Consider the following 21567-nt stretch of genomic DNA (forward strand, 5'->3'; position numbering starts at 1 on the left):
ATGATGCAAAAAGATGTAATCGTGCTTGCAGCGGGTGGTACTGGCGGACATCTGTTTCCAGCCGAAGCCTTGGCTTATGAATTAACCGCACGCGGCTATGATGTGCATCTGGCAACCGATGCCAGAGCGCAGCGTTTTTCCGGTGCTTTTGCCGCTGACCATGTGCATGTAATCCGCTCGGCCACCTTGTCGGGGCGCAACCCTGTCGCCATCGCCCGCACTATGTGGGAATTGTGGCGCGGTAATCTCGACAGCCGGGGTTTGTTTAAAAAGTTAAAGCCTAAACTGGTGGTGGGCTTTGGTGGCTATCCGACCTTGCCACCGCTTTATGCCGCGCATCGCATGAATATCCCGACCCTTATTCACGAGCAGAATGCTGTGATGGGACGCGCCAATAAAGGTTTGGCTGCACGGGTTAAAGCCATTGCGGGTGGCTTTTTGGCGGAAGGCAAAGGAACATTTGCCGATAAAATTATCACGACCGGCAATCCGGTGCGTCCGCCTGTAGTGGCAGCAGCCAAGCAAAGCTATCAGCTTTCAAGCGACAATGACCGCTTTCATTTACTGGTTTTTGGCGGCAGTCAGGGTGCGCAATATTTTAGCCAAGCGGTTCCGGCAGCCATTGCTTTATTGCCAAAGACATATCAGGCACGCTTGCTGATTGCCCAGCAGGCACGTCCTGAAGATCAGGAAACTGTCACCGCGATTTATGAAAAACTGGGTGTGGGTGCGCAGGTCGCACCATTCTTCAGTGATTTGCCCGCTCGTCAGGCCGATGCGCAATTTATTATTGCGCGTTCTGGTGCTTCCACTGTTTCGGAAATTGCCGCCATTGGCCGTCCGGCTGTTCTGGTGCCGTTTCCGCATGCGCTTGACCATGACCAATCTGCCAATGCCGAAGCACTGGCTGCGGTGGGCGGGGCGCAGGTTATCAAGCAAACAGAATTATCGCCACAGAAGCTGGCGGAAATTATTCAGTCGGCCATGAATGAGCCGCAACGCTTAATGAAAATGGCGGAAGCTGCAAAAACTGTCGGCAAACTTGATGCAACACGGTTGCTTGCCGATCTGGCAGAGGTTATTGCAGCGGGTAAGTCAGTGAAAGATTATAAGGAAGGACTGCGTCCATGAAGATGCCGTTAAATATCGGGCTCGTACATTTTGTCGGTATTGGCGGCATTGGGATGAGCGGTATTGCCGAAGTGCTGCACAATCTTGGTTACAAGGTGCAAGGGTCAGATCAGGCAGACGGCGCCAATGTGCAGCGTCTGCGTGAAAAGGGCATTGAGGTTTTTGTCGGCCATAGGGCCGAAAACTTGGGCGATGCGGATGTGGTTGTTGTTTCAACCGCAATTAAGCCCAGCAATCCTGAACTGATTGCAGCGCGTGAGAAATTGCTGCCAGTTGTGCGCCGCGCTGAAATGCTGGCCGAGCTGATGCGCTTCCGTCATGCTATCGCCATTGGCGGTACTCATGGCAAAACCACCACAACATCCATGGTTGCAGCTCTGCTTGATGCAGGTAAGCTTGATCCGACCGTTATCAATGGCGGCATCATCAATGCCTATGGCACCAATGCGCGTATGGGCGATGGTGACTGGATGGTGGTTGAGGCCGATGAAAGTGATGGTACTTTCTTAAAACTGCCTGCTGATATTGCTGTGATCACCAATATCGATCCTGAGCATCTGGATCATTATGGTTCTTTCGATAATGTTAAGGCGGCTTTCCGCCAGTTTGTTGAAAATGTGCCTTTCTATGGTTTTGGCGTTATGTGCCTTGATCATCCTGAAGTACAGGCACTTGTCAGCCGTATTGAAGACCGCCGCATCATCACTTATGGTCATAATCCGCAAGCCGATGTGCGCTATATCAATCATCATATGGATGGTGCGACGAGCGTGTTTGACATCCAGATCCGTGAGCGCAAAGGTGATGTGGTGCTGATCGAAGGACTGCGCCTGCCAATGCCGGGCATGCACAATGTGTCCAATGCGACAGCTGCGATTGCTGTGGCCTATGAGCTTGGTATTTCGGCAGAAGATATTGTTAAAGGTCTTGGGGCTTTTGGTGGTGTAAAGCGCCGCTTTACCCATACCGGCACTTGGAACGGCGTTGAAATTTTTGACGATTACGGCCATCATCCGGTAGAAATCCGCGCGGTGCTGAATGCTGCACGCGCTGCAACCAAGGGTCGTGTCGTGGCTATCGTTCAGCCGCACCGTTATACCCGTTTGCACAGCCTTTATGATGAATTTGCATCATGCTTCAATGACGCTGACACAGTGATTGTAGCGCCGGTTTATACGGCTGGTGAAGACCCGATTGAAGGCGTTGATTCACAAAATCTGGTGTCGCGCATTAAAACGGCAGGTCACCGCGATGCACGTTTTGCGAGTGGTGCTGAAGCTTTAGCGCCGATGGTGCATGAAATTGCTAAGCCGGGTGATTTTGTCATCTGTCTGGGTGCCGGTAACATCACCCAGTGGGCTTACGCATTGCCGGACGAATTGGCAGCATTGGATAAGGCATAAAATCATGGAAAGCGGAGAGCTTCTTCTGGCGCGTTTGGGTGACCGGTTAAAAGGTCTGCGTGGTAAGATGACAGTTGATGCCGGAATGGACAAAATCACCTGGTTTCGCACCGGTGGTCCGGCACAAGTATTCTTTCAACCGGCTGATGAAGAAGATCTCGCTTCATTCCTGCAAGTCTTGCCGGAAGAAATTCCGTTAATGGTGGTGGGCATCGGCTCCAATCTGATGGTGCGCGATGGTGGCATACCGGGCTTTGTGGTGCGTTTGAGCGCCAAGGGCTTTGGCACTGTCGAGCAGGTGGGTGATACGCGCCTGAAGGCCGGTGCGGCAGCAACAGATAAACGGCTCGCCGCCGCGGCCTTGGAAGCGCAACTTGCCGGTTTTCATTTCTATAGCGGTATTCCGGGCGGGCTTGGTGGCGCGCTGCGTATGAATGCCGGTGCTAATGGTGTTGAGACCTGCGAGCGCGTGGTCGAAGTGCGTGCGCTCGACAGAAAAGGCAATCTGCATGTTTTGAGCAATGCCGATATGGGTTACACCTATCGTCATTCCGCGGTACCTGCAGATTTGATTTTCACCTCCGCTATTCTGGAAGGTGAAAAGGGTGATCCGGCAACTATTCGTCAGGCTATGGATGAGGTGTTGCATCACCGTGAAACCGTGCAGCCGGTGCGTGAGAAAACCGGCGGCTCGACCTTTAAAAATCCTGAAGGCACATCCGCGTGGAAAGAAATTGACAAGGCGGGCTGTCGTGGCTTGCGTGTTGGTGATGCGCAAATGTCGGTCATGCATTGTAATTTTATGATCAATAATGGTGCCGCCAGTGGTTTTGATCTGGAGCGTTTGGGCGAAACGGTACGGGCAAAGGTGCTGGAAAATTCCGGTATTTTGCTGGAATGGGAAATTAAACGTATTGGCTTGTTTGGTGCTGGCCAGAGCCTGTCTGAACTTCAGGTTGCAGACGATGCGGTGATGCTCGCTTAATTGGGGCGGGTTTCAATTTATTTTGCAAAAATAAATATTTTTTTTGAACTCGGTTTTTGCCAAGAAACCGAGTCTTTTCTGATGTTTCCGGCATATCTAATAAATAACTAATTTCTCTGGGGGCTTGCCACAGAATCAACTCTCTGATTCTTTAGGGTAAAGCGTTCAGTGATTTGATTCGACGAGGTTTTCTCGTTTCGAACATGTATATTTTCTGTTGCGAGTTTTTGCCGGTGACGGCTTTTTGTATTTTGCGTCGGTTGTGACAAGAGAGGGGTTCTCATATGGCTAAAAAACATGTTGCCGTATTGATGGGTGGTTTTTCATCAGAACGCCCTGTCAGCTTGTCGTCGGGCGCTGCTTGTGCTGATGCACTGGAAGCCGAGGGCTACCGCGTCACCCGTGTTGATATGGATCGCAATGTTGCGGCCGTTTTGGCTGAGCTTCGCCCTGATGTGGTGTTTAACGCGCTGCACGGTCCTTTTGGCGAAGATGGCTCTATTCAGGGCATTCTCGAATTTCTGCAAATTCCTTACACCCATTCCGGCGTGATGGCTTCGGCTTTGGCAATGGATAAGGCGCGCGCCAAAACTGTGGTTGCTGCTGCCGGTGTCAATGTTGCTGAATCCGTAGTGATGAACCGTTTTGATTTGGGCAATGAGCATCCGATCAAGCCGCCATATGTGGTGAAGCCGGTGCGTGAGGGCTCAAGCTTTGGTGTGGTGATTGTTCAGGAAGATCAGTCGCATCCGCCTCAGGTTATTTCGTCACCTGATTGGAAATATGGCGATGAAGTGCTGGTTGAGCATTATGTGGCCGGTCGTGAACTGACCTGCGCCGTCATGGGTGACCGGGTACTTGGTGTTTGCGAGATCATTCCGGTTGGTCATCAGTTCTATGATTACGATTCAAAATATGTTGCGGGCGCATCAAAACATGAGTGTCCGGCAAAAATTTTACCAAATATTTACCAAAAAATTCAAATAATGGCGCTTGAGGCACATAAGGCAATTGGCTGCAAAGGTGTGAGTCGTTCGGACTTCCGGTATGATGATCGTTTTTCAGAAGATGGCGAGCTGGTTTGGCTGGAAGTCAACACACAGCCTGGCATGACGCCAACCTCTCTTGTGCCTGATATTGCGCGTGCAGAAGGTATCTCCTTCGGTGCGTTATTGAGTTGGATGGTGGAGGACGCTTCGTGCTTGCGTTAAAGAAAAAGGCTAAAGCTCATTACAATGCTCAGTCGGTGCGTCATGCATCGTCGGTGCAGGGTATTGCTTTTGTATTGCCTAAATTCTTGCGTAAACCTTTTCGTTTTATCGCCCGTCTGTTTCAGGGGCGCGTCCACATCCCGCGTTTTGCCGGTACTATCGGTCTGACCGGATTTTTCGCTGCGACCGGTGCTTATGGCATGGTGGCCGGCGGTCATTCTGAAGATGTTGTTAAGGTTACCACTTCAACTCTTGGTTTTGCGATTGAACGCGTCGAAGTGGTTGGTAATGCCGAAACGTCCGATATTGACGTGCTGGGACAGCTGAACCTTGATGGTTCAACCTCGCTGATGGGTTTGAATGTCGAGCGCGCACGTGAAGAAATTTCGCAGTTGCCTTGGGTGGAAAGCGCTGAAGTGCGCAAAATCTATCCAGGCACTGTGCTGGTGTCTTTGGAAGAGCGCAAAGCACATGCTATCTGGCAGAACGATGATGCCTTGTCGCTGATTGATGCTGACGGCAAAGAAATCGTGCCTTACCGTTCGGGTCGCTATGCTCAGCTGCCATTAGTGGTGGGTGATGGTGCGGAAACCCGTGTGAAGGATTTTATTACGGATGTCAGTGCCTTTCCGGAGCTTGCATCCAAAGTTCGTGCCTATGTTCGTGTCGCCGACCGGCGATGGGACTTGTTGCTTGAAAACGGCGTGCGGGTAATGCTGCCGGAGTTTGAGCCGCAAAAGGCATTGGCACAGGTTGAGCAATTGGATCGGGATCAGCATCTGCTGTCCCGCGATATTGTTTCCGTCGACATGCGGTTGAATGACCGCGTAACTGTTTTGTTGACGGAGACCGGACAGGTCGCACGTGAGAAACTTTTAAAAGAACGCCAGCAGGCCGCACGTGCGGGGAAACGCGCATGAGTATTTTTAGTAACAAGTCGGCAGCAAATTCGGGATCGGCAGGGCGCAAGGTGCGTCTTTTAACGGTTCTCGATGTGGGTTCCAGCAAGGTGTCCTGCGTTATTGCACGCCTGACACCGCGTGATGAAAGCGCGATGCTGCCAGGGCGTACCCATCGCATGGAAGTGCTCGGCATCGGCCATCAGAAATCATACGGTGTTAAATCCGGCGTGATTATTGATCTGGATGCAGCAGAACAATCCATTCGTCTGGCCGTTGATGCAGCAGAACGTATGGCCGGTTTGACGGTTGATAGTCTGATCGTCAATATTTCTGCCGGTCGTTTGAAAAGCGAAATTTTGTCGGCCAGCATCAATCTTGGCGGGCATGAAGTTGATCGCTCTGATGTGCGTCGTGTCTTGGCCGCAGGTGCCAAACAGGCATTAGCCGCAGAGCGTAATCTGGTTCACTCACTGCCGATTGGCTACACCCTTGATGGTGAACGCGGCATTCGTGATCCGATGGGAATGCTGGGTGATAGTTTAGGCGTTGACATGCACGTGTTAACAGCTGATAGCGCACCATTGCGGAATTTGGAATTATGCATCAATCGTTGCCATTTGTCCGTGGAAGCGATGGTTGCAACACCTTATGCCAGCGGTTTGGCTGCATTGGTGGATGATGAAGCGGAAATGGGCGTTGCCTGCATCGATATGGGCGGCGGCACCACAACAATTTCTGTCTTCTCGGAAGGTAAGTTTATCCATGCGGATGCGATTGCCATTGGTGGCAATCATGTAACCATGGATGTGGCGCGCGGCTTTTCCACCCGTATGGAAGACGCCGAACGCTTGAAGGTTATGTATGGTTCAGCACTTCCAAGCGCTGCGGACGAACGCGATTTGATCAGCGTTCCCCCGATTGGTGATGATGAGCGCGACATGCCAAATCAGTATCCACGCTCAGTTCTGACGCGTATTATCCGTGCCCGTGTTGAAGAAACACTGGAACTGGTGCGCGACCGACTGAATCAGTCCGGCTTTGGCACAATCGTTGGAAAACGCGTTGTGCTGACCGGTGGTGCCAGTCAGCTGCCGGGTATGCCGGAAGCTGCACGACGTATCTTGGCGCGCAATGCCCGTATCGGGCGGCCGCTGGGGATTTCGGGCCTGCCGGATGCGGCCAAAGGAGCGGCTTTTTCCGCCACCGTTGGCTTGTTGATCTACCCGCAGGTTGCGGGTGTCGAAGAGCGGTCAATCAAGGCGGCAGGTTTGGGTCGTCTGACTGGGACGGGTGGACGAATACAGCGTGTCGGCCAATGGTTGAGAGAGAGTTTTTGAGTAGCCGGGCGTATTATCGGTTCAGAACAATTTAACACCGCAGCGGCAAATGGCGGTGAGAGGCTTAAGAGGAACGAAGAACAATGACCATCAATCTGCAAAAGCCAGATATTACAGAGCTGAAGCCTCGTATCACCGTTTTCGGTGTTGGCGGTGGCGGCGGTAACGCAGTCAACAACATGATCAATGCCGGTCTTCGTGGCGTTGATTTTGTGGTTGCCAACACAGACGCTCAGGCGCTGACTATGTCACGCTCAGACCGGATCATTCAGCTCGGTGCTGCTGTGACTGAAGGCCTTGGCGCGGGTTCGCAGCCGGAAGTCGGTCGCGCAGCTGCTGAAGAGTGCATCGATGAAATCGTTGATCACCTGAACGGCACTCATATGTGCTTTGTCACCGCCGGTATGGGTGGTGGTACCGGTACAGGTGCAGCGCCTGTTGTTGCCCGTGCCGCCCGTGATCGTGGTATTCTGACTGTTGGTGTTGTGACCAAGCCTTTCCATTTTGAAGGCCAGCGTCGCATGAAAACCGCTGATCTGGGAATAGAAGAGCTTCAGAAGAACGTCGATACACTGATCGTTATTCCGAACCAGAACCTGTTCCGCATTGCCAATGACAAAACCACTTTTGCTGACGCTTTTGCGATGGCGGATCAGGTGCTCTATTCAGGCGTTGCCTGCATCACTGACCTGATGGTTAAAGAAGGCCTCATCAACCTCGACTTCGCTGACGTTCGCGCTGTTATGCGTGAAATGGGCAAGGCGATGATGGGTACCGGTGAAGCTTCCGGTGAAGGTCGTGCGATTGCAGCTGCTGAAGCAGCGATTGCTAATCCGCTTCTCGACGAAACATCAATGCGCGGTGCACGCGGCCTGTTGATCTCCATCACCGGTGGTCGTGATATGACCCTGTTTGAAGTGGATGAAGCAGCAACCCGTATCCGTGAAGAAGTTGATCAGGATGCAAACATCATCCTCGGTGCAACATTTGATGAAGGTCTCGAAGGCGTTATCCGCGTTTCTGTTGTGGCGACCGGCATCGACAAACAGATCGGAGATGCGGCGCCTGCGCCGCTGGAATTTCGTCAACAACAGCCAGTAAAGCCAGCTGCACCTAAGCCTGCACCACATGGCGCATTGCGTCCGCCTGTACAGGTTGAACAGCCTGCACAGCCACGCACTGTAGAAGCTGCCGTTGCTCCGCAGAACACCCAGACTGCACAGGCAGAAATGCCTTTCTATCAGGGTGAGGACGACCAGTCTTTCCGTCCTGCAAGCCGTATTTTCCAGGCTCCGACACCGGAAAGCATGGATGCTCGTGCACAGGCTCCACGTCAGCAAGCACCTCAGGCTCAGCATGCGCCACAGGTTCAGCTGCACACACAGCAGCAACAACAGGTTCAGCCACAGTATCATCAGCCGCAGATGGAACAGCCAGCCGCGCAGCCGCAGCCGCGCCCGGCTCCACGTATGCCTTCGGTGTCTGACTTTCCTCCGGTGGTTCAAGCGGAACTGAATGCACGCCGTGCTCCGGCACCTGCACAGGAAGAGCGCAGCCCTAAAGGCTTGCTCAACCGTCTGATGAGTGGTCTGACCCGTCGTGAAGAAGAGCAGCCAGCTGCTCGTCTGGAACCGGCACAGGGTCGTGCAGAGCCAGGTATGCGTCCGCAGGAAACCCGCCGTCCGCTGTCGCAGGATGCGTCGATCTACGCTCCACGCCGCGCTCAGCTGAACGAACAGGCTCCTCGCCAGCAGCGTCCTGTTTCTGAGGAAGACCAGCTGGAAATTCCGGCATTCCTGCGTCGTCAGTCAAACTAAGCTGATGTGCATTTAATCCAAAAGCCCTTCCGATAGATATCGGGAGGGCTTTTTTTATGATGGCTGTGAGGGGATGTGGCTTCTCAAGTAAAGATAAAAATGCGTTATTTCTTGTGAGCGGACAGGGCGTATTTTTATATTTATAAATAAGTTGTGGCGCTTTATCGCGCTCGGGCATGATTTGGCCGCAATATCGTTTATGCCTAAAGATAGATTATATCGGACAGATGCTTTAGAGGTTTGTCCGGTAATGATAACACGAAAATTCGGATGATGCCTGATGACCTTACAGCCATTTCAACAAACCCTTGCAAAGCCGGTGATGCTTGCTGGCGTGGGTGTGCATAGCGGCAAGGTCGCCAATGTGGAATTTATACCGGCTGTAGAAAACAGCGGTATTGTTTTTGTTCGTGAAGGCGCTGACGGCACACAGCATCGTTTTGCAGCCCATGCGGATCAGGTTGGTTCCACCGATTTGTCGACGACACTTGGCACAGGCGATATTCGTATCCATACGATCGAACATCTGATGTCTGCTGTCTCGGCGCTTGGTCTTGATAATCTGGAGATTATGCTGGACGGCGCAGAAGTGCCGATTTTGGATGGCTCATCGCTTGATTTCGTTAATGCTTTTGAAACATCAGGCATTGAAACCCAGTCTGTCAAACGTAAACATATACGCGTTTTGAAACCGGTACGTATTGAACATAACGGTTCCTGGGCTGAGTTTGTGCCTTATGACGGCGTGCATTATGATGTGGAGATTGAATTTGCTTCTCCTGTCATCGGACGGCAAAAATTTGCTTCCCAGATGAATGCTGATGTTTTCAAAACGGATATTGCACCTGCACGCACTTTTGGCTTTATGAAAGATGTTGAAGCCTTATGGACAGCTGGTCTGGCGCTGGGCTCTTCTTTGGAAAATTCATTGGTCATCGGTCATGATGATACGATTATTAATGAAGGTGGCCTGCGTCTGGAAAATGAATTTGTTCGCCATAAGACATTGGATGCCATCGGTGATCTGGCCATGCTGGGTGCACCGTTTATTGGTAGCTTCCGTTCTTTCCGTGGCGGGCATAAAATGAATTCTCATGTGGTGAAGGCGCTGTTGGCTGATCCTTCCACTCATGAAATTGTTGAGGTTTAACAAGCCGAATTTGGTTTGTTTCATTGATTGGCTTGGTTTTGACAATCAGAAAATGGCATATAAATGCGGAGCGTTTTACGCATCTAACTGTTTAAAACTGGCTTTTTGAGTGAAAAATCCGCACTGCCAAGGTTAAGATGTCTTTAATATCATTGCTGAATGAGTTGGCTTGTGATTTATGGACATCCAATAGATTCAATATTGCATCCTTTATATTTTCACGATTTTCGTGTTAAGGATGTGATCAGACCATATGATGCACCGGACGCTGAAACTTGTGATGGTGCATTATTCTTGTCTTAATGACGCTGCCAGAAGGCCGGAGACCGCATGACGAGTTTCAAATTCCCGGTAAATAAAGCAACCGCAATGCTTGTGGGAACGGTTGCCGTGGTTGCAATCCTTTCAGGTTGTGCCAGCAAAGATGACGATATTGATCTGTCAAAATATGTTGAAACCATCGATGCGCCGGATAAGCTTTACAATGAAGCGCTGGCAAATCTTGAAGGTGGACGTCTGGGCGAAGCTGCGAAGAAATTTGCCGCCATTGACCGTCAGCATCCTTACACCGAATGGGCACGCAAATCGCTCGTGATGGGCGCATTTACCAATTACCGTCAGGGCAATTACGAAGAAGCCATCAGCATGTCGAAGCGTTATAACACGCTTTACCCGACATCGCCTGAATCAGCTTATGCTTATTACATTATCGGTTTGAGCTATTTCCGTCAGATCCCTGACGTGACCCGCGATCAGGCAGCCAGCAAGCGCGCTATTGGTGCGATGCAGGAAGTGATCGATCGTTATCCGGATAGTGAATATGTCGAGGATGCCAAAACGAAAATCCGTTTTGCCCGCGACCAGCTGGCCGGTAAAGAAATGCAGGTCGGTCGCTACTATCTCGAGCGTAAAGACTATCTGGCGGCGGTAAAGCGTTTCCGTGGTGTGGTGGAAGAATATTCCAACACGCGTCACGTTGAAGAAGCGCTCGCACGTTTGGTTGAAGCCTATTATGCATTGGGTCTGACCAGTGAAGCGCAGATGGCTGCATCGGTGCTCGGTCAGAACTATCCGGACAGCCAGTGGTATAAAGATAGCTACAAGCTGTTGCAGTCGGGTGGTTTGGAGCCTCGCAATAATAGTGGTTCATGGTTGTCTAAAGCTGGCGCGCTGATTACCGGCGGCGGCGCATAAAGAAAAGCACCTCATGCTGTCGCACCTCTCGATCCGCGATATAGTTCTGATTGAAAGGCTTGATATTGAATTCAGCAATGGACTTTCTGTGCTTACCGGTGAGACCGGTGCGGGGAAGTCTATTCTGCTGGATTCTTTATCTCTGGCACTTGGGGCTCGTGGCGACGCATCATTGGTGCGTCACGGTGCCGATCAGGGGCAGGTAACAGCTGTTTTTGATGTGCCGGCCAAACATCCGGCACGTATTTTCCTGAACCAAAACGGTTTGGAAGATGATGGCGATATTATTTTGCGCCGTGTCCAGTCCGGTGATGGCCGTACCCGCGTTTTCATCAATGATCAGGTGGCAAGTGTAACGCTTTTGCGTGAACTTGGCCGCAGACTTGTTGAAATCCACGGTCAGCATGATGACCGTGCTTTGGTGGATATTGATATTCATCGCAGCCTGCTTGACGCTTTTGGCGGCTTGGATAGCCAGACGGAAGTGGTGCGGGAGAAGTTTAAAAGCTGGCGTGATGCTGAACAGGCATTAAACCGCCACCGTGCCAAAGTGGAAGCCGCAGAGCGCGAAGGCGATTATTTGCGTGCCTCCGTTGAGGAGCTGGACAAGCTTAATCCGCAAATTGGTGAAGAAGACGAGCTGGCAGAACGCCGCGCGGTGATGATGAAATCCGAACGTATTGCTTCTGATGTCAATGAAGCCAATGATTTATTGTCGGGGCAGGGGTCACCGGTTCCCTCACTTGCCAGTCTTGTGCGCCGCTTGGAGCGCAAAGCGCCTGAAGCCCCGCAGCTGTTAGAACCGGTTATCAATGCGATTGATGAAGCGCTGGACAAGCTGGCGCTGGCGCAAGACGGTATTGAAGCAGCCATCCGTGCGATTGATTTTGATCCGCGCTTGCAGGAGCAGGTCGAAGAGCGCCTTTTTGCGCTTCGTGCCGCAGCGCGCAAATATTCGGTGCCGGTCAGCGAATTGCCGGCCTTGCGTGACAAAATGGATGCCGATCTGGTTGATCTTGATGCAGGCGCTGAAAAGCTTGAAAAGCTGGAAGCTGAAGCGATTGTTACCAAGAAAGCCTATGATGATGTGGCCAAGGCCTTGTCAGCCGCACGTCATGAAACGGCTGGGCATCTGAAAGCTGCCGTGATGGCTGAGTTGCCAGCCTTGAAGCTGGAACGCGCAGAGTTTATCGTTGAAATGACTACAGATACTGAAAGCCGCAGTGCTGAAGGTATTGATATTGTGGAATATTGGGTGCGCACCAATCCGGGCACCCGTGCCGGACCGATGATGAAAGTCGCGTCAGGCGGCGAATTATCACGTTTCTTGCTGGCTTTGAAAGTGGCGCTTGCTGATCGTGGTTCTGCACCCACATTGGTGTTTGACGAAATCGATACGGGTGTTGGCGGTGCGGTGGCCGATGCGATTGGTCAGCGTTTATCGCGCCTGTCGTCGCGTGTGCAGGTCTTGTCGGTGACCCATGCTCCGCAAGTGGCGGCACGCGCTTCAACGCATTTTCTGATTGCTAAATCAGCAGATAAGAGCGACCGCGTCAGCACCTCCATCCGGGTGATGGAAACGGCCGAGCGTCAGGAAGAAATCGCCCGTATGCTGGCCGGTGCCAGCGTCACGGATGAAGCCCGCGCTGCTGCCGAGCGACTGCTTGGCGAGAATAGCAAGGTTAAAGCCTGAACTTCAAATGTCTGATTATTAACATGCGTGGCGTATCGGATGAGAGCATTGTCCGGTAAACTCTGCGATATATTCAATTGATTCCTGCGGAACGGTAATGAGTGAAATTTCTTTTGATCATATGAGCGAACAAGATGCGGCTTTGGAACTGGAGCGGCTGGCAAAGCTCATAGCCTATCATGATGAGCGCTATCATGGGAATGATCAGCCGGAAATTTCAGATGCCGATTATGATGCGCTTAAGCGTCGTAATGAGGCGATTGAAAAGCTTTACCCGCAGCTTATTCGCGCTGATAGTCCGTCCCGTAAGGTAGGTTCTGCGCCCGCAGCAGGCTTTACCCAAGTGACCCATGCACGCGCGATGTTGTCCCTTGATAATGCATTTTCGGATGAAGATGTGGGTGATTTTGTCGGAAGTATTTATCGCTTTTTGGGACGTTTGCCGGATAATTCAATTGCGTTTACCGCAGAGCCGAAAATTGATGGGCTTTCCCTGTCACTGCGTTATGAAGGTCGCAAACTGGTTACGGCTGCTACACGCGGCGATGGCACCACGGGTGAAAATGTAACCGCCAATATTTTGACCATTAAAGAAATTCCGCAAACATTGCCTGCATCAGCACCTGATATTGTTGAGGTGCGCGGCGAAGTCTATATGGCGAAAAGCGACTTTCTGGCGCTTAACGAACAAATGGCGGCGGAAGGCAAGCAGACCTATGTCAACCCGCGCAATACCGCTGCGGGCTCGTTGCGTCAGCTTGATCCGAAAGTGACAGCCAGCCGTAAGTTACGCTTTTTTGCCTATGCATGGGGTGAGATGTCGGTGATGCCGGCAGATACACAATCCGGTATGGTGGCATTGTTTCAAGAATGGGGTTTTTGTACCAATCCGCTGACCCAGCGTTTGACGAGCATTGAAGCTATCATTGCGCACTACAATCATATCGGTTTGGAACGCGCGCAGCTTGATTATGATATCGACGGCGTTGTTTATAAAGTCGATGATTTGAAATTGCAGGAACGTTTGGGCTTCCGTTCGCGCAGCCCGCGCTGGGCAATTGCTCATAAATTTCCGGCAGAACAGGCAACCACCATTTTGCGTGGCATTGATATTCAGGTCGGGCGCACAGGTGTGTTGACCCCCGTGGCGCGTCTCACACCAATCACGGTGGGTGGTGTGGTTGTCACCAATGCCACCTTGCACAATGAGGACTATATTAAAGGTATCGGCCAGAAGGGTGAGCCGTTGCGCGAAGGGCGCGATATTCGTATTGGTGACACCGTGATTGTGCAGCGTGCCGGTGATGTTATCCCGCAGATTGTCGATGTGGTGCTGAGCGAACGACCTAGCGATGCTGTGCCATTTCAGTTCCCGCATAAATGTCCGGTCTGTGACAGCCATGCCGTGCGTGAAGAAGGCGAGGCCGCATGGCGCTGCACCGGTGGTTTGATTTGTGAAGCGCAGGCGGTGGAGCGTATCCGCCATTTTGTGTCGCGCAATGCTTTCGATATTGAGGGCCTCGGCGAAAAGCAGGTGGAGTTCTTCTTCCATGCGGAAGATGAAAGTTTAAAAATTCGCACACCTGCCGATATTTTCACGCTGGAAAAACGCCAGAGCCAGTCACTGCTGAAAAAGCTAGAGAATATCGAAGGCTTTGGTGCGGTTTCGGTTAAAAAACTATATGCCGCGATCAATGAGCGACGCGAGATCGCGTTAAGCCGCTTTTTGTTTGGTCTGGGGATTCGTCATGTCGGTGAAGTGGGTGCCAAACGTCTGGCACGTAGCTATGGTTCTTATCAGGCTTTGGCCGATAGTGTGAAGGCAGCTCAAGCACCGCGCGAAGGTGTCAAAGGCGACAAGGGCAATGAAGCATGGCAGGAACTGACCAATGTGGAAGGCATTGGACAGATTGTTGCTGAGGCGATTGTCGAATTTTATCACGAGCCCCATAATATTGCGGTGCTGGATGCACTGCTGGCTGAGGTTACACCGCTTGATGAAGCCGCACCTGTTGCGACTGGTTCACCGGTTGAAGGCAAGACAATTGTCTTTACCGGCTCGCTGGAAAAGATGTCGCGTGATGAAGCAAAAGCCATGGCTGATCGTTATGGTGCCAAGGTGGCCGGATCTGTTTCAAAGAAAACCGATCTGGTGGTGGCAGGGCCGGGGGCTGGCTCCAAGCTTGCCAAGGCACAGGAACTGGGCATCGAAGTGATTGATGAAGATGCGTGGTTTGTGCTGGTCGGCGAAGCTTAAAAGCATATTTCAGGTTCAGGATATGAAAACACCGGCTCTGCTATCAGAGCCGGTGTTTTTTGTTTGTCTAAAGAGGTTTGGTCGCCTCTATGAGCCATTCGCTGGCTGACTTATTCATATGCGGTGTCAGCTTTTCGCGTACCTGCTGGTGATAATGATTGAGCCATTCAATCTCTTCAGGAGAAAGCAGAGCTTTATCAATCAGGCGCAGATCAATCGGGCAGAAGGTAAGGGTTTCAAAACCCATCATCGGCAGATCGCCGCCTTCCGGCACTGTGGCTTCGGTGACAATAATCAGGTTTTCAATGCGAATGCCGAATGAGCCCGGCTTGTAATAGCCCGGTTCATTGGAGCAGATCATGCCAGCCATCAGCTCCTGATCGCCGCGTTTGGAAATGCTTTGCGGCCCTTCATGCACGGACAGATAAGAGCCGACACCGTGGCCGGTGCCGTGACCGTAATCGAAGCCTTGTTTCCAAAGGGCAATACGTGCAAGCGCGTCAATGTCCTGTCCGCGGGTGCCTTTTGGAAAGCGCGCTGTGGAAATGGCAATCATGCCTTTCAGTACCAGCGTAAAGGCACGTTTTTTCTCAGATGTTACATCGCCGATGGCAACCGAGCGGGTAATGTCGGTGGTGCCGTCACGATATTGGCCGCCGGAATCAATCAGATAGACATCACCATTTTCAAACTGACGGTTGGTGTCAGTATTGACGCGGTAATGGATGATGGCGCCATTAGGACCGCTGCCGGAGATGCTGTCGAAGGATAATTCTTCCAACGGCATCTGAAAATCTTTGCCGACCTCTGCACGGCATTCTTCTAATTTTTGTGCCGCAGAAATTTCGCTTAAATTTTCCGGCTTTTGTGCATCCAGCCATGAGAGGAAGCGCACCATCGCAACACCGTCACGCTCATGTGCGGTACGGCTGCCGTCAAGTTCAGCTTTGTTTTTAATGGCGCGTGGCAGGCGTGCCGGATCTTTACCGCTGATATAAGAGCCATTCGCGCCTTCAATGATGAGGCGGAATTTTTCTGCCGCCAGCGCCGGATCAAGCATGAAAATTTCACCCGCTTGTGTGCGTTTGGTCAAAGCTGCTTCAAGGCTTGACGGTTCGCATAAAGTGGCAAGCTGGGTGAGGTAGGCACGCGGTTCAATGGCAAGCTTGCGCTCATCAATGAAAATCTGCGGTGCCTCAGTGCTTGATAGAATAACAAAGCAAAGCGGCAACGGCGTGTTGGAAACATCTTTGCCGCGAATGTTGAAAACCCAGGCCGCTGATGACGGATCGGTCAAAATGGTGGCCGTGGCAGCCGTTTGGCCAAGTGCCTTTTGCATCAGGGCGATTTTTTCGGATGCTTCCTGACCCGAATAGCGTGCCGGTTGAATGGTAACCGGTGCCAATGGTGCAGCAGGGCGGTCTTGCCAGACCTGATCCACCAGATTGTTCTCAAGTGCTACCAAGCGCCCGCCATTGGCTTCAAGGCTGCTGCGTAAAGCTGCGGCTTCATTGATAGTGTGCAGCCACGGATCAAAGCCGATGACCAAACCTTTGCCATTGGCTTTCAGCCATGTGGCCGGTGGATTGGTAATAAGGCTTTCAATAGTAAAAATTGCCGGATCGGTTTGAGTTGCCGCCTGCAATTCATAACGGCCATCCACAAACAGCAAAGCGCTGTCTTTTAAAATAAGGGCTGCACCTGCCGAGCCGGTGAAACCGGTGAGCCAGCCAAGACGCTGTGCGCTTTCCGGCACATATTCGCCCTGATGTTCATCAGCACGCGGCACCAGAAAACCATCAATTTGGTTTTCTGCCATCAGTTTGCGCACATTGGCAACGCGTGGCTTGGCATGAGAAGGATCTGATTTGACTTCAAATGACTGAAATGTCTGGCTCATAATTGCCTCTTTGAAAAATTATTTCAGATGAATGGTGACCCAGCCTTCGCGGTGCAGGGTGTTTTGGCGCTTCAAACCTTGCGCTTCATAGGCTTCGACAACCGCGTCATGCTGGCTTTCCAGAATGCCGGACAGGATGATCGAACCACCTTCGGCTTTATGGCTGCTTAAAGCTGGCGCCAGATCCATCAAAGGGCGAGCCAGAATATTGGCAACGATCAGGTCAAACGGGGTGTGGCTACGGAAAATTGCGTGGTCGAAACCTTCAGCCGTGGCCGTGGTTACATGTTCTGCAACACCGTTTTTAACGGTATTTTCGGCAGCAACTGTTACGGCAATCGGGTCATTATCAGTGGCAAGCACTTCAATCGGCGCAAGCTTGGCAATAGCAATGGCAAGCACGGCGCTGCCGGTGCCAAGATCAAGCGCATTGGTCGGGTGTTCTTTTTCAACCAGTTCAGTGATCATTTCCAAACAGCCGGCAGTGGTGCCGTGATGACCGGTGCCGAAAGCAAGCCCTGCATCAATCTCGATGGAAATATCATCCGCGCCAAGTTTGTCGCGGTCATGCGAACCATGCACAAAGAAACGTCCGGCGCGTACCGGCTTTAAACCTTCGAGGGAATGGAGAACCCAGTCGATATCCGGCAGTTCTTCAATCTGGAATTTGCCTGTGCCGACAACTGCTTCAACGCGCTTAAGGAGCTCTTCCGCACCTTCTTCGATGTAAAGCGATACTTCGAAGATTTCTTTGTCTTCGTCTACTTCTGTGATGGCAATCGGATAACCGTCATCTTCAAAGATTGGTTCAAGCTGGGCATAAATCTGTTCAGCTTCGTCTTTTTCCGTGACATAGCAGAGGCGGGATTGGGACATGGTGCGAAAACACTTTCGGAAATGATGTGAACAGGAACGGGCTTCAAAAATGAAGCCCTTATTCCGGTCATTGGTTAGCTATTACGTTTGGCCAGATTTTTAAGCTTTTCAAGCGCTGTATCAGGATTTTCACCATATGCAATGGTGCCACGGAACATACCGCCCTTGTCGAGCAAAAACAGTGATGCGGTGTGATCCATAGTGTAATTACCATCATCACCCGGTACTTTTTTCGCATAAATATGGTAAGATTTTACAGCTTCAGCGATCTTTTCCGGTGTGCCGGTAATGCCGGTGATTTTATCTGACACATTGGTGACATAGGTCTGCATAATTTCCTGTGTGTCACGCTCTGGGTCAACAGTGATGAAATAAGCTTTGATCTTGTCTGCATCCGTACCCATTTCCTTGAACCAGCCATCGAGCTCAAAAAGTGTGGTCGGGCAAACATCAGGGCAATGGGTGAAGCCGAAGAAAACCACAGCAGGGGTTTCACGCAAATTGGTTTCGGTAAATTTTGAACCATCCATGGCAATCAGATCAAGCGGGCCGCCAAAAGGCTTGTTGGTTGCTTGCTTGTCCTGAATATAGGTATAGGCGCCGACACCGACGATTGCTGCAACGACTGCAATGATAAGGAGGGGGAGGAGTTTTTTCATAAAATACAAGCCTTCGCGCGTAAATCTATTACCAATTTTACCAGCTTTTCTTGAAGCTTAGAGAGCTTGGGGGGAAGCTTAAAACTGCTATAGCATTTAATTGTCAGGGAGGGTGACAAAAAGTGCCGTGCAAGCAAAATGTAACAAGGTTATAGGCTTAAAACAAATAAGAAGAAAAGCGCGCCGCCGGTTCATGCTAGTTCATGCCGGTTCTTGGTTGAGCTGTGGCTGTTTCGGCTGATGAGGTCTTGATAATTGACGATACCAGATGATTTTGAACGCCTTGAAATCAGAGAACCCAAGGTTCATCCCAATGCAAAATTGCAAGGGGTTAAACTTGGCCGCTATGCCGATATTGGCGAGCGGGTTATTTTGCGTGATGTGAAGATTGGTGATTTCACCTATATGGAACGTCATGGCGAAGGGATTTATGCCGATATTGGCAAATTCTGCTCCATTGCCGCCAATGTACGTATCAATGCGCTGGAACACCCGATTGAGCGGTTGATGTCCCATAAAATGACCTATCGGCCGAATGAATATTTCCGCCATATCGGCCTTGATATGGACTATCGCGCCTATCGCCAGAGCAAACGTGTGACAATCGGCAATGATGTGTGGATTGGCCATGGCGCAGTGATTATGCCAGGTGTTTCCATCGGTCATGGTTCGGTTATCGGTGCCAATGCCGTGGTGACGCGTGATGTCGGAAATTATACCATTGTTGCCGGTTCTCCGGCACGTCCTATCCGTGCGCGCTTTCCGGCAGAGATTGTCGAGCGCTTGTTGACATTGCAATGGTGGGACTGGCCGGTGGCGATGATCTACCGTGCGATGCCGGATATACAGGCGCTTGAAATCTCTGCATTTCTAGATAAATGGGAAGTGATTGCTGCTAATGAGTTAAGCAACCCGCAAGATTGAACTGAGACTTTGTCTGCCTTCTTGCAAGCGCTCAGCTTTGATCTATATTTTTTAATAGATCCATCAGCAAAAAAGGGTGCCGGCAGATGCGTAAATTGGTTCAGGCGGGGTTTGTTACTGCACTTTTAATAGCCGGCATCACCCCGTCACTGGCGGAAGATGTCGGCAAAGTCGGTGTAGATTGGCTGGGTAATGATATTGTGATTGATGCGGTGCCTGATCCGAAGGTACAGGGTGTCACCTGTCATTTGGCTTCTTTTTCGCGCGGTATTATTGATCGGCTGCAAAAGGGAAACTGGTTCGAAAATCCGTCCAATGCGTCGATTTCATGCGAGCAGACCGGGCCAATTACCATTGGTGATATCAAGCTTGGAAAAAGTGGCGAACGGGTTTTTTCTGAACGCACCAGTCTGATTTGGAAGAAACTGATTATCACCCGCATTTATGATCAGAAAAACAATACATTACTTTATCTGGCACATGCGGCGCAGGTGCAGGATGGTTCAGCTAAAACATCTCTTTCCACTGTGCCGCTTTATCGTGGTGATGTGATGTGGGAAAAAGGCAAGCCGCAATAATCAATTATTCTAATGACTTAAATAAAAATGCCGGACATTCAGCCCGGCATTTTTTGTTTGTGTTTTAGTTATCTCAAGCAGGCTGTGCGCTTAATTCTGATGGATCGGCGCTGTCGATATTCTTAGGCGAATTATAAATTTCTTCGTTCAGAATACCTTCGCGTTTAGCAACGATGGTTGGAATGAGCGCCTGACCGGCAACATTGACGGCGGTGCGTCCCATATCCAAAATCGGATCAATTGCCAGCAACAGACCAACACCTTCAAGCGGCAGACCCAATGTGGAGAGGGTCAGTGTCAGCATGACAACCGCACCGGTGAGACCAGCAGTAGCTGCTGAACCTAAGACCGAGACAAAAGCGATCAGTACATATTCCTGCAAACCTAACTGGATGCCGAAGAACTGGGCAATGAAGATGGCGGAAATAGCCGGATAAATTGCAGCACAGCCATCCATTTTCGTGGTTGCACCAAGCGGCACAGCAAAGGCTGAATATTCACGCGGCACACCAAGATTGCGTTCTGTCACGGTTTCGGTCACTGGCAATGTGCCGATGGATGAGCGGGAGACAAAGGCCAACTGGATTGCAGGCCATGCGCCTGCAAAGAAGCGTGAAGGCTTCAGACCGTGGATGATCAACACAACCGGATAGACCACGAACAACACAATGGCGAGGCCGATATAAATTGCGGCGGCATACCAGCTGAGCTGCGAGAGGGTTTCCCAACCATATTGCGCAACCGCACGACCAAGCAAACCGATGGTTCCGATCGGGGTGAGGCGGATAACCCACCAGAGGATTTTTCTGACCACGACCAGAAGAGACTGGTTGAAGGTGAGGAACGGTTTGGCAGCTTCGCCCACTTTAAGTGCTGCAACACCAACAGTGATAGCAACCACGAGGATTTGCAGCACGTTGAAGTTAAGCGATGTGGAGGCGGCAGTACCATTCAGGCGGGTTGAAGCTTCAAGGCCGAGAATATTGGCAGGCACCAGACCTTTGAGGAAATCGAGCCATGAACCTGAAGATGCAGGAGCTTTGGCCGCTGTTTCCAGCACGCCGGAACCAATACCTGGCTGAATGATCAGGCCAAGTGCAATACCGATCAATACGGAGACAAAAGAGGTGATCGCAAACCATAACAGGGTCTGCCACACCAGTTTGGCGGCATTGTTGAGGGCTGCGAGATTAGCAATCGAGGCAACGATTGCGGTGAAGACCAATGGCGGCACCAAAGCGCGCAGCATTTGTACAAAAATCGAACCGATTGTTTGCAAGGTGACGGCGAGCCAGTTGGCATTACCTGCCGCGTCCGGCCCCATATTGCGGGCGATGAAGCCTAAAATCAGGCCGATGATCATCGCTGCAATGACCTGAAAACCGAAGTTCAGGTAAAGCGGCTTAGGCGGCTGGGCGCCTGAGGTTTTAACACTTTGTGACTGAGACATGATGCTACTTTCAAAGACAGCAATGGGAAGGTTTGAAAAACCATTATTCATTGTCAGTGAAAATATCTCAGTCTCTAAGCCGGAGTAAGCTATCCTATTC

At 51.1% G+C, this 21567-nt stretch carries 17 protein-coding genes; 13 read left to right on the forward strand and 4 right to left on the reverse strand.

The genetic code is table 11. From position 1 onward, the window contains the following. Positions 1-3: 3 nt before the first annotated feature. The 11 genes from murG (at position 4) to ligA (ending at position 15080) form a co-directional block, all read left to right on the forward strand. Complete coding sequence (gene murG, locus ABDZ76_RS07605; protein ID WP_343804720.1) at positions 4-1131, forward strand: undecaprenyldiphospho-muramoylpentapeptide beta-N-acetylglucosaminyltransferase; 1128 nt, start codon at positions 4-6, stop codon at positions 1129-1131. Continuing rightward, entirely contained in the window at positions 1128-2534 is a 1407-nt protein-coding gene (murC, locus tag ABDZ76_RS07610; protein WP_343803907.1) for a UDP-N-acetylmuramate--L-alanine ligase, read from the forward strand. The genes murG and murC overlap by 4 nt, the downstream gene beginning before the upstream one ends. Before the next feature lie 4 nt (positions 2535-2538). Continuing rightward, positions 2539-3519 carry a UDP-N-acetylmuramate dehydrogenase gene (murB, locus tag ABDZ76_RS07615; protein ID WP_343803910.1) on the forward strand — a complete coding sequence of 327 codons (981 nt, stop codon included), beginning with the start codon at positions 2539-2541 and terminating at the stop codon, positions 3517-3519. A gap of 284 nt (positions 3520-3803) precedes the next feature. Further along, on the forward strand, positions 3804-4730 hold the full coding sequence (locus ABDZ76_RS07620) for a D-alanine--D-alanine ligase (protein WP_343803913.1): 927 nt from the start codon (positions 3804-3806) through the stop codon (positions 4728-4730). Next, the gene (locus ABDZ76_RS07625) at positions 4718-5650 is read left to right on the forward strand and encodes a cell division protein FtsQ/DivIB (RefSeq protein ID WP_374844577.1); all 933 of its coding nucleotides are present in this window, start codon (positions 4718-4720) and stop codon (positions 5648-5650) included. Before ABDZ76_RS07620 ends, ABDZ76_RS07625 begins: the two co-directional genes overlap by 13 nt. Continuing rightward, positions 5647-6969 carry a cell division protein FtsA gene (gene ftsA / locus ABDZ76_RS07630; RefSeq protein WP_343803916.1) on the forward strand — a complete coding sequence of 441 codons (1323 nt, stop codon included), beginning with the start codon at positions 5647-5649 and terminating at the stop codon, positions 6967-6969. The genes ABDZ76_RS07625 and ftsA overlap by 4 nt, the downstream gene beginning before the upstream one ends. Positions 6970-7052: 83 nt before the next feature. Further along, positions 7053-8786, forward strand: a complete 1734-nt coding sequence (gene ftsZ, locus ABDZ76_RS07635) for a cell division protein FtsZ (protein ID WP_343803918.1) — start codon at positions 7053-7055, stop codon at positions 8784-8786. Positions 8787-9066: 280 nt separating this feature from the next. After that, positions 9067-9936 carry a UDP-3-O-acyl-N-acetylglucosamine deacetylase gene (gene lpxC, locus ABDZ76_RS07640; protein ID WP_343803921.1) on the forward strand — a complete coding sequence of 290 codons (870 nt, stop codon included), beginning with the start codon at positions 9067-9069 and terminating at the stop codon, positions 9934-9936. 330 nt (positions 9937-10266) lie between these two features. Beyond that, a complete protein-coding gene (locus ABDZ76_RS07645; RefSeq protein ID WP_343803924.1) occupies positions 10267-11130 on the forward strand; it encodes an outer membrane protein assembly factor BamD in 864 nt (287 codons plus the stop codon). A 13-nt stretch (positions 11131-11143) separates the two neighbouring features. Then, positions 11144-12823 carry a DNA repair protein RecN gene (gene recN / locus ABDZ76_RS07650; RefSeq protein ID WP_343803927.1) on the forward strand — a complete coding sequence of 560 codons (1680 nt, stop codon included), beginning with the start codon at positions 11144-11146 and terminating at the stop codon, positions 12821-12823. 97 nt (positions 12824-12920) lie between these two features. After that, positions 12921-15080: an NAD-dependent DNA ligase LigA gene (gene ligA, locus ABDZ76_RS07655; RefSeq protein WP_343803930.1), complete on the forward strand. Its 2160-nt coding sequence runs from the start codon at positions 12921-12923 to the stop codon at positions 15078-15080. A gap of 67 nt (positions 15081-15147) precedes the next feature. On the opposite strand, the gene ABDZ76_RS07660 is transcribed toward ligA, so the two are convergent. The 3 genes from ABDZ76_RS07660 to ABDZ76_RS07670 all read right to left on the reverse strand — a co-directional run bounded on the left by ABDZ76_RS07660 (position 15148) and on the right by ABDZ76_RS07670 (position 18515). After that, entirely contained in the window at positions 15148-16980 is a 1833-nt protein-coding gene (locus ABDZ76_RS07660) for an aminopeptidase P family protein (protein ID WP_343803933.1), read from the reverse strand. 18 nt (positions 16981-16998) lie between these two features. Further along, a complete protein-coding gene (locus ABDZ76_RS07665) occupies positions 16999-17856 on the reverse strand; it encodes a 50S ribosomal protein L11 methyltransferase (RefSeq protein ID WP_343803936.1) in 858 nt (285 codons plus the stop codon). Between the two features lie 74 nt (positions 17857-17930). Next, on the reverse strand, positions 17931-18515 hold the full coding sequence (locus tag ABDZ76_RS07670; RefSeq protein WP_343803939.1) for an SCO family protein: 585 nt from the start codon (positions 18513-18515) through the stop codon (positions 17931-17933). 255 nt (positions 18516-18770) lie between these two features. On the opposite strand from ABDZ76_RS07670, the gene ABDZ76_RS07675 reads away from it, so the two are divergent. Beyond that, positions 18771-19439 carry a DapH/DapD/GlmU-related protein gene (locus ABDZ76_RS07675; protein ID WP_374844578.1) on the forward strand — a complete coding sequence of 223 codons (669 nt, stop codon included), beginning with the start codon at positions 18771-18773 and terminating at the stop codon, positions 19437-19439. Between the two features lie 86 nt (positions 19440-19525). After that, complete coding sequence (locus ABDZ76_RS07680) at positions 19526-20017, forward strand: CreA family protein (RefSeq protein ID WP_343803942.1); 492 nt, start codon at positions 19526-19528, stop codon at positions 20015-20017. Positions 20018-20090: 73 nt separating this feature from the next. Here the strand turns inward: ABDZ76_RS07680 and ABDZ76_RS07685 are convergent, their stop codons facing one another. Further along, complete coding sequence (locus ABDZ76_RS07685; RefSeq protein WP_343803945.1) at positions 20091-21467, reverse strand: dicarboxylate/amino acid:cation symporter; 1377 nt, start codon at positions 21465-21467, stop codon at positions 20091-20093. Positions 21468-21567: the final 100 nt, after the last annotated feature.

It is taken from the genome of Paenochrobactrum glaciei (assembly GCF_039522165.1).
Taxonomy (GTDB): Bacteria; Pseudomonadota; Alphaproteobacteria; order Rhizobiales; family Rhizobiaceae; genus Paenochrobactrum; species Paenochrobactrum glaciei.